We start from the raw sequence: 13,668 nt of genomic DNA on the forward strand, positions 1-13,668 counted from the left end.
TCTATTGACCATATAAACATTTGTTCTAATAGAACAGAACGCGAACCGTGTAGGGAATACGACATGCACTCTTTGGAACTCTGCGCCGGTGCTGGTGGGCAAGCATTAGGGCTGGAACAAGCGGAATTCAAACACGAGGCTCTCGTTGAACTTGACCATAATTGTTGTGATACGCTTCGACTAAATCGGCCCGAATGGAACGTGCTTGAGGATGACTTGCGACTTTTTAAAGAGCGGGCCGCTGCATTTGCTGGTGTTGATCTTGTCGCTGGTGGATTGCCATGCCCGCCTTTTTCTGTAGCTGGCAAGCAACTTGGCGAGCTAGATGAACGAAATTTGTTTCCAGATGCGTTGGACATCATTGACGTTGTTCGCCCGAAAGCCGTGATGATCGAAAACGTGCGTGGGTTTCTTGGCGCTGTGTTCGAGGATTATAGGCTTTATCTACGCGGCCAACTCAAAAAGCTTGGATACGAGGTGGACTGGCGTTTGCTCAATGCTTCTGATTTTGGTGTTTCCCAGCTACGTCCCCGTGTCGTGATCGTAGCAACACAGACAAAATATTGGTCTTCCTTTGAGTGGCCTGAAGTCAACAAGGTCAATCCGGTGACTGTTGGCGAGAAGTTGTTTAATCTAATGGCCGCCAACGGCTGGCGTGGCGCTCGTCAGTGGTCTGAACGGGCGAACGATATTGCTCCCACTATTGTTGGGGGATCGAAGAAACATGGCGGACCAGATCTTGGTCCTACGCGGGCAAAGAAGGCATGGGCTTCACTAGGTGTGAACGGAATGACCATTGCCGAGGAAGCTCCCGACTCTACCTTCGTTGGCATGCCGCGTCTTACTGTGGAAATGGTTGGCTTGTTACAAGGCTTTCCCGAAGGCTGGCAATTCTCTGGCCGGAAGACTGCCGCTTATCGTCAAGTTGGAAATGCCTTCCCACCGCCTGTAGCCGCGGCCGTGGCGAAGCAGGTCCGAAAAGCAATAACTGCTAAGCAAGTCCAAGCTGCTGCTTGATTAGCAGACGCTTCTTTTTATCATCCCAATCCCTGATTAGTTTTTGGTGATTTGGCGGCAGATCTACCCATTTTGTAAGCTTATAGCGGCTGCGAATGAAACCTTCTGGCGTCTTGTATCGGCCTGTCTCGATGTCCATGCCAACCACTGGATAGCGCAGTTCGCGAAGGCGCTTCTGCCAATCATCTTGGCGCTCTCGAACGTTAGCGATGTCTTCAATATAGTGCGAGTCCACCCACTCGTCTTTATGCATCTTTAGGAAGCGTGCGATCCGTTCATGCACTGACTCGATCTTTACAAGTTCAGCCATCTCGCGGGGATTGAACGAGGCAAAAAAGTCGCGCTTGCCATGGTTACACTGAACGCAGATCGCCCAGAGATTTTCATCAACAGTTAATCCACCCCACGTTTGGGGAACGCGATGATCCACCTGCAGCTTTATGCTGTCTTCATCAACTGTTCGTCCACACATCTGGCAACGACCTTTGGCAAGATTCAAAATGCGCGCCCGCTGTTTTCCAGTGATTATGCCAGAATCCGTTGTTACGTTCTGTTTCTCACCTCGAAACACATAGACCCAACGGTCGTCGACCTTTTCATAAGGTACGTGATAATATTTTCGCACATGGCGCAGCCGCCTCATAAGCTGCTCTTGGTCGCCTACGGTCCCGACCGAAGCACGAATCTCACCGGCATTCAGGCCGTTAGGATACATCTGCAGCAATTTGAGTATTTCTACTCCAGCCGTGCTGCCAGCTTTAGCAGGATCGATTGTTTTCATAATAGACACAGTGTCACCGGCTCTACGGTCGGTCAATATGAGCGTTGTCGATCAAAAACTATTCGAGGGCACTCTGTGCGCCTATTAATCGACCGATCAAGATATCAGTTGCTTATCGCAAAGTTGGCTTGCAACATTGCGCGCGACGTGCGGTATGCTGAAGCAATTTCAAAACGAAGAATGGCCGGGAGAGTTTGTTGGCTAATGGTCGAATCTCCATTATCCAGTGGGTAGTTATCGAACTCAGCTAGCGAAGTAGACAGGTCGAGCCGTCAGATGGATCCAGAAGAATTTAGAGCGTTGATAGCTGCCTGCGACCCGGAGAAGTTTTGTGAGGAGCAGCTCTTTCAGAAAAAATCCTGGTTGTTTGAGGACTCTGGCCTTGATGAGATTTCGAGTACTTACGAAGAGTTTCGGCAAGCGATTGGAGTTGCCACTGGCGTTGATCCGGCTGACATCCGGTTAGTCGGGAGTTCCCGGTTTGGATTCAGCATGAATCCAAAGCCGGCAAAGCGGTTCAGGCCTTTCAACGATGAATCGGACTTAGACGTTCTCATAGTTTCTGAACAGCTATTTTCCGAAATTTGGGCGCAGTTTCGGCACGCATATTATAATGGCTATGCTTGGGTGAAAGAACGGCACGGAGGTGACATCTTTCGCCGCTTTCTATATTTATTGCGGGAAGACAGATATAACACTTCGTACCTCAGGCAAGCAGCGAAAAGAATGGACGAAATGACCAAAGAGGTTCTCCTCCAAACGGGTATCAGCCGAACGCTTAAATATCGAATCTACGCGAACTGGACTGATGCCGTGAGTTACCATGCTCACGGTATTCGGAAACTTCAAAGGGACCTACAAAATGTCGCTCAATAGCATTATACAGCCAAGTCGGCCCACGGTATCCCAAATTGTGGAGCAGTTCCGAAAAAAAGACATGTTCGTTGATAACTCTTTTCAGCGACGTTTGGTGTGGACTGAGAGGCAAAAAGTTAGGCTGATCGAGACAATACTTATGGGTTATCCTATGCCCGAAATCTATGTTTGGCAGCAACCAGCAGACGCCGATACGGGTAAGCAGCAACTGAGTATAGTGGATGGCCAACAGCGCATCACTGCTATGACGCAGTTTGTTACCAATGAGTGGAAGTTGTCGAAAGCCTATCTTGACAACGAGGCGGCCGAATATGTCGATCGACCTTGGAAAGATCTTCCTGACGCCATTAAGCAGCAGTTTTGGGACTATGTAATTAACGTTAGGACAATTCCCAGCAACGTAGACGCCGAACAGATTAAAGCTATATTTAAAAGGCTGAATGAGACGGATAAATCGCTCAACCCACAAGAACTTCGTAACGCTGAGTTCAATGGTACGTTCATCAAGCTTGCGGAAACTATTGCCGATCTGCCTCAATTCGGTGAGTTGCGGGCGTTTACCGACCACCAAATTCGCCGCATGGCTGATGTACAATTCACAAGCGGTATGTTGATGTTCCTTAGAAGAGGGCTGCTCGAGGAAACGATCACAACAATCAATGAGACTTACGACCTCTACAATGATCAATATGAAGAGGCTGAACAAGACCTTGCGGCAGTGCAGGAGTTCTTAGATGACTGCTATAATATCTATTTTTGTAACGGGCGGGTGCGATCGTTCTTTTCAAAACAAGTCCACCTTTTCACATTGTTTTGTGTGGATCAAAGCCTGAAAGCGAAAGGCGCCAATAGGGATCCAGTTCCTGCAAAACTTAACTCTTTTGTGGAGACTTACGAAGATAACCCCAATACGTCGGAAATTATCGAGAAATACCGCGAAGGGGCTAGTTCAAGAACGCGAAGCAGAGCCAGTCGTGCGCTGCGCCTGAATAACCTTATGAAGTGGATAGTTGAAACCTGAACAGGAGAATGCACGACTTTAAGCGCTCGCCACTCCAACAGATGCACGCTCTGCGACCCCAAGGTGAGCCGCAAAGCGGTTCCTACCGCCCGATCAGGCGTAAGTCATCGAAAAATGATTGGCGCTGAGGGGTTCGAACCCACGACCCACTGATTAAGAGTTACCGTACTTTATCATCGCTATATTCTATCCCCCGGAGCAAAATTCTTCGCTGACGACTTCAACGAACCTAGCGGGCACTGTCGTGGGACTGCCTTCCATGCGCGGGCACTGCGAACAACCTCAAGAGAATTTTCACTTCCGCCGCTATTAGGTTACGCTGTCACAAAAAGGAGCGGTTCATTGAACGACCGCTGCCATCCCGCATTACAAGCGGACTGTCTGCCACGCTAACAATGCTGTCTTTTACGCGTCATGTGAATGAACGGCGGCTTATAGCTAATGCGCCCCGCAAAGCAGACTGTCAGGACGGTCCAACGTAGCTGCCGTGAAGAATGATGAATTGCGCAAAGTCAAAGATTACCCAGTTTGCTGAGGTAAGACGCCCATAAACTCTTTTTGCTGACTGATGTCAGGTGAAGTGAGGTGTGAAGGAAGAGTGGAAAAAAAGCACTCGGCCTTTGGCCTCATCACCTATGACAAAGGCAGCAAACCCATGAATAATGTACAAGACCATACCGCGTGCACGCGGTTCCCAAACCGTGTCCTCACTGATGAGCATCAGGAGGCTAATGCAGCCTGCAGAATACTGCACCAGGTTCCCGATCCATTTGAGATCGTACCTGACGCGATCCCGAACGGCGGCCGGATAATCGCCATCTGCGATGTTGAAACAACCGGGCTCGACATCCACCACGACCAGATCATCGAACTCGCGATCATGCTAGTCATTGTTGATGCTGAAGGCAGCATTGTTGGTGTCATGCCGCCGCGCAGCTGGCTCGAGGATCCAGGCGCCCCGCTCGATCCGCGCATTATCGAAATCACCGGCATCACGGACGCAGATGTTGCCAGGCAGCAGATCGATGAGCGTCAGGCACTTGCGATGTTTGCTCGAGCTTCTCTCGTTTTGGCTCACAACGCTAAATTTGATGTAGGTTTCATCGAACGTAGGCTTCCGGCGGCCGCAGGCAAGGACTGGGCATGCAGCTGCTCCGAGATCGACTGGCCTATGTTGGGCTTCGACACCCGGGTGCAGGGCTATCTGCTGATGCAGTCAGGCTGGTTCAATACCGCGCATCGGGCAGCAGCAGATGTGTGGTCGCTCTACTGGCTGCTGCAACAGCAACATGGCGAGCGAACGCTACTCCAGCGGCTGCTTTTAGCCTCTGATCAGCCAACAATGCGGATTGATGCCCGATACGCGCCTTATCGCCTGAAGGACGACCTCAAGCTGCGTGGCTATCGCTGGGATAGTGACAGCAAAGTCTGGTGGATCGAAATCGCAGAAGGCGCTTGCGAAACCGAGGTCGCCTGGCTGTACCAGCTTGGCGTGCAGTCGCCGCTGCTCACGCCGATCACGGCCAGGGAACGTCACCGCCCGCTTAAGGTCGCGGCCACCATCATGGAAGAGCCCGACGGTCCGGCATTCTGACCGTCGCGCACGTTACAACCAATATCACACCCACGAAGGCCCGCCATTGGCGGGCTTTCGTGCATTAGGAGTAAATTTATGAACTTTTACGAACTCGCCGCCAACGACGGCAACATCACCGACCTCGATTTAGAGGCGATCGCATTTTCGCGGCAGAGATCCCTCGATCGGCTGCCAACCGAGACCTTCTGCATCTTCGACTTCGAATATGAGTACGATATCGACAGATACGACGCCTACCGCCGCGCCGACGATGCAGATGGCGAATACAGGTGCAAATGGCCCTACCATCATGCGGTTGCAGGCGCATGGGCATTGATCACCTACCCGGCAGGAGCGCTTCAGCCAATCGTCCATAACGTAAACGTGCACGACGCGCGCACGCACGACGAGGTCGCGATGGTCCGCGCCTTCTTCGGGCTGCTCGACCGCTATCCTGATGCGGTGCCGGTTGGCTGGGGGACCGAGTGCAAAGAAATGCCAACGCTGCGGCGCACTGCAGCGACACATGGGCTGGTTCTGCCGAAAAGGCTTCGCGACAGCCATCCCCACAGCCGCGAGCGCATCGACCTTTCCAATGCGCTCAGGGGCCAGGGGCACTTTGTCCACATGCCTGAATATGCCTATGCGACAGGTATCCCGGCAAAACCCATTGCTTCAAAAGCTATCGGCAAAGCAGTCGAAAATGGAAATTGGGATGAGGTGCGCGAGCAGGTGCTCGCTGATGTCCTGACAACAGCAATCATTGCCAACCGGTATCTGATCTCGGCGGCGCGGGTTAGCGGCGACGTTTTTGCAAGCGATGCCATGATCTTCGCTGAACTTGCGGCCGCTAGTCCTTCGAGCCAGTGGCTGAATTTGCACAATCGTGGCTGGGATAGGCATCGGCTGGAGCATGCGGTGATTGCTAAAACCGCATGAGAAGCTGGGCGATCTGAAAGTAATCTTGCCGCGAATCTTGGGGCTGAAATGACTAAAGCTATTACGCTACGTCGCAGTGTTTATCGACCTGCAGTAATTACTTGGCGCCAAGCTTCAGCGCGCGCCAATCAGCTTAATTTGGCGATCGACGCGCGCATATGGTCGAAACTGACTGCCGCGTAGCGCTCGACCATACGAAGGGAAGCCCAACCGCCCATCTTCTGAATGGTAATAAGATCGATGCCAGCCCTTACACAATGCGATGCCCAATGATGCCGCCAATCGTGCACAGTGAAATCCTCAATCTTAGCGCGACGAAGGGCGGTAGCATGTGCTTTCTTCAAAGGGTTGCCACCGGGGATTTTCGACTTGCGGGTATCCTGATAAGGCACCCCGCGGCAGTTAACAAACACGTGGCCTCCCGGTTTGCGCCCGGCTTTTAGCCAAAGCGGCAATAGTGCGTCGTACACCCTGTTATGCATGGGCACTGCTTGGAAATTGCTGGTCTTGAAATGCTCGAATAGAATTGATTTGTTGTTCATATCAACGCCCATCGCGCCCCAGCAGATTTGTAACGCGGTCTGTATGCGCGGTCCGTGGAAGGCGAGCATGGTAGCAATCGGCTGCACATGTGACGCATACGCGTCGATAAGCCGGTCGCGCTCGTCCAATGAGAGAAAACGGACGCGCTGGTTTTTGAACTTGATGCCTTTAAGGCGCGTTGGATCCAAACTGTGTTCACTACGATATACGTTAGCAGCGGCCTGAAGAACTGCGCGATAGCGATCCTGACCGGCGGGCTTATGCTTAGAAAGACATTTAACTCGGTAATGGTTCCACGCGTCCTGCAAGTCGTCCAGTTTCATGTCGCCGATGACTGAATTGAGTTTCCCAACCCGAAGAACGTCCGACGGGCAGGGTGGCGGCGTCTTCGACAAATAGCTGTTAAACGCGTCAGCGATTGTCGCTTTTACGAGCTTCGCTGAAGGGCCGAACATCAATTCTTTGCGCAAAGTGGTTTCGTATTCCGCCATCAAGTGCGATGCAGCATCTGCATCACTCGTTCCGATACTAAACTCTTTGACGACGATAGATTTGTCGCCAAGCGTGACTGAGCCCCGGATATAGTAAGATCCTTTTTTTCCTCGGCGTCGGACGGTGAGCATGTGACTTTCTCCATTAAAGTTTGAAATTGTTCCTCAGTGGCACGCATTTGACCGGCGACACGGACATGGGGGATATTGTACTGGCGAAATATTCGGCGCATCCATCGCGCGGGCTCGGCGCTGCGCATCGAGAGCCTTCCCAGTATGTCTTCTGGAGTAAGGAGCGACGATAAATCGGCTTGAGATGCTTTTGACGTGATGACCGGGCGTGCGGATGCCGCCACATCATCATCAACGGAGGAGCTATGTTGTCCCATATCGCCCAGCCAGTCGTCTTTCGTTCTCCATCCCTGGCCGCAGAACCGACGCTGGCCAGGGATCTGGCCGCGCCAGAAACCCAATGATCCGTCAGTCCAGCTGTTGCCATCGATCGGGATGAAACAGCTATTATGGGTTTTAGGATGGAGGGTGCCGAAATGCCAAGTCGCGGCCCAAAAAGGCTCTTGCCCCGAATTTTCATGCCCAAAATTTGCCCAAAAGAGCTCCAATTTGCCCAAATTTGCTGGGCATATGGCGGTATCGAGTGGGTTTTTCGCTGAGCAATATGCATAGAAAAACCCCGCCAACCCATTGGGAAGGCGGGGTTTTTAATGGTGGGCGTAGCAAGGATTGAACTTGCGACCCCTGCGATGTCAACACAGTGCTCTACCACTGAGCTATACGCCCACGCTGCGGCAGCCTCTAGCGGGGCTTGCCGTATCATTCAAGCCTATTTAAGCTCGCCGAAGCTTTCCTTGGCGAACAGGCGTTCAACCTCAAGCACCAGATCCTTCAGATGGAAGGGTTTGGACAATATTTTGGCATTGGGCATCGTCTCACCGGCGCGCAACGCAACGCCCGAAAAACCTGTGATGAACATGACTTCGGTTTGTGGCGATACCTTGCTGCAATGGCGTGCAAGCTCAATGCCGTCCATTTCCGGCATGACGATGTCGGTCAAAAGCAGGTCGAAATGCTCGCTTTCCAGAAGGGGAACCGCTTCAGTGCCCCGGTCGACGGACACGACTTCATATCCGGACCGCTCCAGCGCCCGTGCCAGATATTCACGCATTGCCTGTTCATCTTCTGCAAGCAAAATACGGGTCATCGAACGTCCTTTTCCTTTTTGTGCGGAATCAATCGCACACCACATCGTCGTGCCTTAATCGCAGAGTTTTAATTTTTTACACCAAAAGCGCTAAAATGTGGCAAGACACCGACAAGGTAGCAGGACGGTGTGCAATGACCATGACAGAGAAGGACGGATTTACCGTTTACGGTCGACAGCAAATGTCCGCTCCTGTCCTTCTCTCCGTTCCGCATGCTGGCCGGGATTATCCGGAAATCATTTTCCAGTCGCTGCGTCTGCCGCGCGAATCCCTGATACGGCTTGAGGATCGTTATGCCGATTTGCTGCTGCGCGCATCTGTCGGGAACGGAGTCCCTGCTATTGTCGCACATAAGGCGCGGGCGTGGATTGATCTCAACCGGGACGAGCGGGACCTCGATGTCGAAATGGTTCGAAACGCGAAAGCTTCGGATTATCCGGCGCCTGGCTTGAAACAACGGGGCGGGCTTGGCCTTGTTCCTCGGCGCCTAGCGGGCGATGGGGATATTTGGAAATGTCAGTTTGAAATGGACGACATCAATGCACGCATTGAGAGTTATCACCGGCCCTATCATGAGGAAATTGAAGCGCTTTTGAAGCAGATGCGCGCAAAGTTCGGTGTCGCCATCCTTGTGGACCTGCACAGCATGCCCCCGATCCGGCAGGCACAAAGCGGCACTCCACCTCAATTCGTGGTTGGCGACCGTTTCGGGCAAAGCTGTGCTTCACCCTATTCCGAGCTTTTGGTGGAGCAAATCCGATTGTCAGGATATCGCGCGGCGCTCAACCATCCTTATTCAGGTGAACATATCCTGCGCCGTCATGCGCGGCCGCGCTCCAATGTGCATGCGCTGCAATTGGAAGTGGATCGGTCACTTTATCTTGATTCGCACCTGCGCGAGCCGACTCACCTGGTTGGCTCTATTTCGCTTTTGGTGGCAAATCTTGTGCGCTCTTTGGCGAACCAGGCTCTGGGCTCCGCGACGCTGATTGCGGCGGAATAGGCCACATAATCACCCAGAAAAAAACCACCCCGAATAAATTCGGGGTGGCCAAGGTTCAGGGAGGTGGTGCCGCCTAACGGCACCGATAGGACGAAAATGGGAGGGGATATTTCCGTCCTGAGCCGAGAATGGGGAGGATATGTTTCAAAATCAAGTCTGCAGGGCTAATATTTTACAGAAGCAGGGGTAAATAGAGCCTTTCACAGGCTTAAAACGACAAAGCATGAAGATATAATTGATATTGCGAATTGATATCAATAACAGTGGAGGCATAGGAGATTCTCCATGCTCATCGATCAATTCAGCCCATATCGCCTAACCCTATTGGAAATGCCGGCAGGCGACGCCCGCTATATACTAGCTGCGCGTAGCTGGTGCCTGTTGCGCAAGGCCGCGATGGACCCCCACAGTCGACTGCTTACCTATCTTCATTCCGAACGCCGTGTTGTGCGTTTCAGTCTATTCATCGAAACGGTGACGCAGATATGGCCGGAACCCTTCGCATTGCACAGACCATGTTGCGCAATGCCGAGCGTGGACGAGATGGTAATGGTCCAAGCTCTTCGATGGGCCTCTCTCCGCAATCGCCCGCAATTTGAACGTCTGCTTCACGAAATGCTCGGTGATGATGCGCGCGACCTGCTGTATGCTCAGGCCGCTGCGCTGGACGAACGATCAACCTAGATACTCACCGATGGCACATTGCGTAGGGCGCGCACCTATTCGTGAATTCAGGGGAACATGCGCTGCAAGAAGGGCAGCCGATCCATGAACTGATGCTTGAGAGCACCCAGAACATGGAGGAAGATAAGAATGACCAGCGGTTTCGTCAGTATTTCGTGACCTTCATGCCCAAAGCCGGATAGGGCTTTGCTATCGGCGATGGGAAGATCAAGAGCGAAAAGGCCAAAGAAATCGACAGGCGGTGCGTCAGGACGCGCGGACACCATCAGCCAGCCTGTGACAGGGACAGCGATGATGAGGAAATAAAACAGCGCGTGGACGGCCTTTCCAAGCGTGCTCTGCCAACCCGTTATTTTTTCAGGAAGAGGCGGCGGCTTGTGACCGATGCGCCAGAACAGGCGGAATAGGGACAGGACCAATATGGAGATCCCGATCGCCTTGTGCGGGTCCATATAAGCGGCACGAGCCGCGCGCGGAAGATCTTCGGACATGCTTGCCAAAACGACGTTGGCAACGATCAAGATTGCAATAATCCAATGCAGCGCAATTGCGGTCTTGCTATATTTTGTCATGCCGTCACTCCCTCAAGAAACGAAGTGACGGCATGATAAGCCTAAAATCAACCGGTTGGCAATTCCGTCACTTGAGGCACCTTACCTTGTGCCACCTGAACTGCAAATACTTCGCGCATCAACTGCAGCGAGAAGAGATGTGCGTGGATCAGGGCGAGGATACCATTTTGGTTCAGCTTGCGAACCGCATCGCCGCGCAATTCGCGTAGCTTGCTCTCATCGACCATCTTGAAGCCGCGATAGATATAGGGCTTTTCAAGACCGTCCTGCTGGATCGACACTTCGCCATCCATGAGCAAGTCAAGCTTTTGCAATTCTTCGACAAAGGCGTGGGTCTGCGCACCGGCATTTTCGAAATCTTCGCAGAACTTCAAAATTGCTTTGGTGTTTTCGCTGGGGTCGGTGCCATCAAAAAGAGGCGTGCCTTCCTCATAATCGCCAACAGCGCCCGATGTGGGGTCAAAGCAGAGTGAGAGCTCGTCGGTATCGGGACGCAGCTTTGCGAGCATGAAGGGATAGCGACGAATATAGGCGGGCACATAAACGGGGCGATCAAATTGGCCTTCGTCATTCATGAAGGTGTTGACGCCTTCATTCATGCCCATCAGCACCAAAGGAACCGGAGTGTCCGACGCCGAAAAGATAATAGGAAAATTGCGCGATGCAGGAACAAACTCCTCAATCGTCAGCGGAATGGCGTGTTGGCCATCCATGAACTTCGCATTTTCGAGCATACGCGACTTCCAAGTCGCATGCTCATTGCTGTTGAGAGGAACTAGGTCCTTGTAAAGAAGCGGCAAGTTAGCGGCTTGGGGCGCGGTGGCCATTGGAGACTCCATATGTTGTTATTGCGACAAAAATTGATGCGGCGCTTTAGGCGGACATGGGCATTTGCGCAAGTGGAACAAGTTTACCGGGATTCATGATGCCCAACGGATCAAAAGCGTTTTTGATGGCCTGCAGCGCAGATATCCGCGTTGGATCGGACAGCCGCGCAAATTCGGCAATTTTGGATTGGCCAATGCCGTGTTCCGCCGAAAGGGAGCCCGCATAGGCCACCACGCGGTCATAGATATGGGACGTAATGACCTTCCCATCTGTCGCGTACCACTGAACTGTGTCGACACCCACGGGTGCCTTCACATGAAAATGGATATTCCCATCCCCCAAATGGCCAAAGGCTACCGTTTTGGTCCCCGGCCATTTCTGTTCAATGACGGGTGATTCCTGGATGATGAACCGGGACATAGCAGCGACTGGTACGCTGATGTCGTGCTGCAGAGCAGGGCCTTCGGCACGCTCTGCTTCTGCAATCGAGTCGCGAATTTTCCAAAAAGCTTCGGCCTGCGCCTCGCTACTTGCCAGGGTCGCGTTCTCGATCATCGCAGCCTCAATGGCTTGCTCCAGAAGATTTGTCGCGAGCGTAGCGGGAGCAGACTGGTTCGGATCGTCCTGCACAAGTTCCATAAGAACGTGCCATGAATGTTCGGTTTCGAGGGGTGCTCTGGTCCCTGCTATGTGCTTTACAACGGCATTGAGCGCGCGCTGCGGTAGAATCTCGAAGCCTTCGAGCCTTTCGCGAGCGCGTGTTTGCATGAATAAAAGCAGGCGATAGGCATGTTCGGGGCTTTCAACTCCAACCCAAACGACGCAGCGGTCGACCAGCGCAGGAACGGTTTGTACAATTGCCGATGTGACGATGCCAATCGTCCCCTCGCCACCAATGAGGAGATGCTTCAAATCATAGCCGCGATTGTCTTTCTTCAGCGGCGACAGGCCGTCGTAAATCGATCCGTCGGGAAGCACCGCTTCTACCCCTGCCACCAAATGGCGCATGGTGCCGTGCCGGAGCACTTGAGTGCCTCCGGCATTGGTCGAAATCAGCCCTCCTATCGTGGCCGATCCTTTTCCGCCAAGGGTAAGGGGAAAGCGGCGCCCCTTTGTTGCGGCGGCATCATGCAGATTTTGGAGAATTACCCCTGCCTGACAGTGGACAAGACCGCTGTCGGTATCGAATTCGATTATGCCGTCCATTCGACGCAGGGATAGAATAATCTGGTCGCCGCTCGCATCCGGGGTGGCGCCTGCCACCATACCGCTATTGCCGCCCTGCGGCACGATCGCGATCCGGTGTCGCGCCGCCCGACGGATGACTTCCGCTACCTCTTGCGTATTGGCAGGTGAAACAAGAGCCGCAGCACGCCCCGTGTAACGACCCCGCCAATCGGTCAGCCAGGGAGCCATTTCCTGAGGGTCTTCCTGAAAGCCTTTGGGGCCCAAAAAGTCCTTCAATTCGGATAAAACATCTATATTTGGCACAACCTATTCCAAATCATTGACAGCGGCGAGGACTTGCCCAATTCATACCCTGTTCAACCCTATCGGCTAAAGCCGTCCGAACTTCAACTCGATACCGGATTCACTTTTGCGCATTGCCTTGGCCATCATCGTTTTGGGAATTGCTTTGACGGCAGTGTCGCGGGATGCACTGGCGCAAATTGAAGTCATGCCTTCGGATAATGCCTTCGCGCCGATCCTCCGGTTGAAAGATCGTTTCTATCAGGTTCGGGTTGACCAACGCGTTATTGTGCGTCTTCCGAGCCAGTCATTTGCGCCCATGAGCGCGCCGGCGGCAAAATCCAAAAAGCCGGTCGTGGTCAAATATAAAGAGCAGAAAATCGGCAAGTGCCTTTGGATCGACAAGCTGGCCGGTTCACGTCCTGGAACGAAGGATACGCTGGAGCTGCTTACAAGGGACGGTGTGCTCATAAGGGCCTATCTGGGCGACGGATGTCTGGCACGGGAATTTTACGCTGGTGCCTATATGGAACGCCCCTTTGACGGAAAGCTATGTGTCGACCGTGACCTGTTGCACGCCCGCACGGGTGCAAAGTGCGAGGTGGATAAGTTCCGCTTGCTTGTCCCCCGCTAACCAGCCTAGCCGA

General features: G+C 52.9%; 14 protein-coding genes and 1 tRNA gene. 8 read left to right on the forward strand and 7 right to left on the reverse strand.

Features of this window, described 5'->3' with window-relative positions:
- The first annotated feature begins 63 nt into the window (after positions 1-63).
- Complete coding sequence (locus EUU25_RS00900; protein WP_158897601.1) at positions 64-1,017, forward strand: DNA cytosine methyltransferase; 954 nt, start codon at positions 64-66, stop codon at positions 1,015-1,017.
- Here the strand turns inward: EUU25_RS00900 and EUU25_RS00905 are convergent.
- Positions 992-1,798, reverse strand: a complete 807-nt coding sequence (locus tag EUU25_RS00905; protein ID WP_158897602.1) for an HNH endonuclease — start codon at positions 1,796-1,798, stop codon at positions 992-994. The two genes, EUU25_RS00900 and EUU25_RS00905, sit on opposite strands and share 26 nt — an antisense overlap.
- A 276-nt stretch (positions 1,799-2,074) precedes the next feature.
- On the opposite strand from EUU25_RS00905, the gene EUU25_RS00910 reads away from it, so the two are divergent.
- From EUU25_RS00910 to EUU25_RS00925, 4 genes are all read left to right on the forward strand, one after another.
- Positions 2,075-2,674, forward strand: a complete 600-nt coding sequence (locus EUU25_RS00910; RefSeq protein WP_158897603.1) for a hypothetical protein — start codon at positions 2,075-2,077, stop codon at positions 2,672-2,674.
- Complete coding sequence (locus tag EUU25_RS00915) at positions 2,661-3,695, forward strand: DUF262 domain-containing protein (RefSeq protein ID WP_158897604.1); 1,035 nt, start codon at positions 2,661-2,663, stop codon at positions 3,693-3,695. Before EUU25_RS00910 ends, EUU25_RS00915 begins: the two co-directional genes overlap by 14 nt.
- Before the next feature lie 598 nt (positions 3,696-4,293).
- Positions 4,294-5,289 carry a 3'-5' exonuclease gene (locus EUU25_RS00920; protein WP_158897605.1) on the forward strand — a complete coding sequence of 332 codons (996 nt, stop codon included), beginning with the start codon at positions 4,294-4,296 and terminating at the stop codon, positions 5,287-5,289.
- Positions 5,290-5,367: 78 nt separating this feature from the next.
- Complete coding sequence (locus EUU25_RS00925; RefSeq protein ID WP_158897606.1) at positions 5,368-6,210, forward strand: hypothetical protein; 843 nt, start codon at positions 5,368-5,370, stop codon at positions 6,208-6,210.
- A gap of 128 nt (positions 6,211-6,338) precedes the next feature.
- On the opposite strand, the gene EUU25_RS00930 is transcribed toward EUU25_RS00925, so the two are convergent.
- From EUU25_RS00930 to cpdR, 3 genes are all read right to left on the reverse strand, one after another.
- Positions 6,339-7,376 carry a tyrosine-type recombinase/integrase gene (locus EUU25_RS00930; RefSeq protein WP_158897607.1) on the reverse strand — a complete coding sequence of 346 codons (1,038 nt, stop codon included), beginning with the start codon at positions 7,374-7,376 and terminating at the stop codon, positions 6,339-6,341.
- Positions 7,377-7,967: 591 nt separating this feature from the next.
- Positions 7,968-8,042 (reverse strand) — tRNA-Val (locus EUU25_RS00935).
- A gap of 43 nt (positions 8,043-8,085) precedes the next feature.
- Complete coding sequence (gene cpdR / locus EUU25_RS00940) at positions 8,086-8,463, reverse strand: cell cycle two-component system response regulator CpdR (RefSeq protein WP_158897608.1); 378 nt, start codon at positions 8,461-8,463, stop codon at positions 8,086-8,088.
- Between the two features lie 134 nt (positions 8,464-8,597).
- On the opposite strand from cpdR, the gene EUU25_RS00945 reads away from it, so the two are divergent.
- Entirely contained in the window at positions 8,598-9,467 is an 870-nt protein-coding gene (locus tag EUU25_RS00945; protein ID WP_158897609.1) for an N-formylglutamate amidohydrolase, read from the forward strand.
- Between the two features lie 285 nt (positions 9,468-9,752).
- Entirely contained in the window at positions 9,753-10,151 is a 399-nt protein-coding gene (locus EUU25_RS00950) for a hypothetical protein (RefSeq protein ID WP_158897610.1), read from the forward strand.
- 47 nt (positions 10,152-10,198) lie between these two features.
- Here the strand turns inward: EUU25_RS00950 and EUU25_RS00955 are convergent, their stop codons facing one another.
- The 3 genes from EUU25_RS00955 to EUU25_RS00965 are packed head-to-tail and all read right to left on the reverse strand — an operon-like array spanning position 10,199 to position 13,042.
- Positions 10,199-10,723, reverse strand: a complete 525-nt coding sequence (locus EUU25_RS00955) for a cytochrome b (protein ID WP_158897611.1) — start codon at positions 10,721-10,723, stop codon at positions 10,199-10,201.
- A gap of 47 nt (positions 10,724-10,770) precedes the next feature.
- On the reverse strand, positions 10,771-11,550 hold the full coding sequence (locus tag EUU25_RS00960) for a SapC family protein (RefSeq protein WP_158897612.1): 780 nt from the start codon (positions 11,548-11,550) through the stop codon (positions 10,771-10,773).
- Between the two features lie 46 nt (positions 11,551-11,596).
- Positions 11,597-13,042: an FAD-binding oxidoreductase gene (locus EUU25_RS00965; RefSeq protein WP_246162826.1), complete on the reverse strand. Its 1,446-nt coding sequence runs from the start codon at positions 13,040-13,042 to the stop codon at positions 11,597-11,599.
- A 106-nt stretch (positions 13,043-13,148) separates the two neighbouring features.
- On the opposite strand from EUU25_RS00965, the gene EUU25_RS00970 reads away from it, so the two are divergent.
- A complete protein-coding gene (locus EUU25_RS00970; protein ID WP_158897613.1) occupies positions 13,149-13,655 on the forward strand; it encodes a hypothetical protein in 507 nt (168 codons plus the stop codon).
- Positions 13,656-13,668: the final 13 nt, after the last annotated feature.

Source organism: Sphingorhabdus lacus (assembly GCF_009768975.1).
GTDB classification, from domain to species: domain Bacteria; phylum Pseudomonadota; class Alphaproteobacteria; order Sphingomonadales; family Sphingomonadaceae; genus Sphingorhabdus_B; species Sphingorhabdus_B lacus.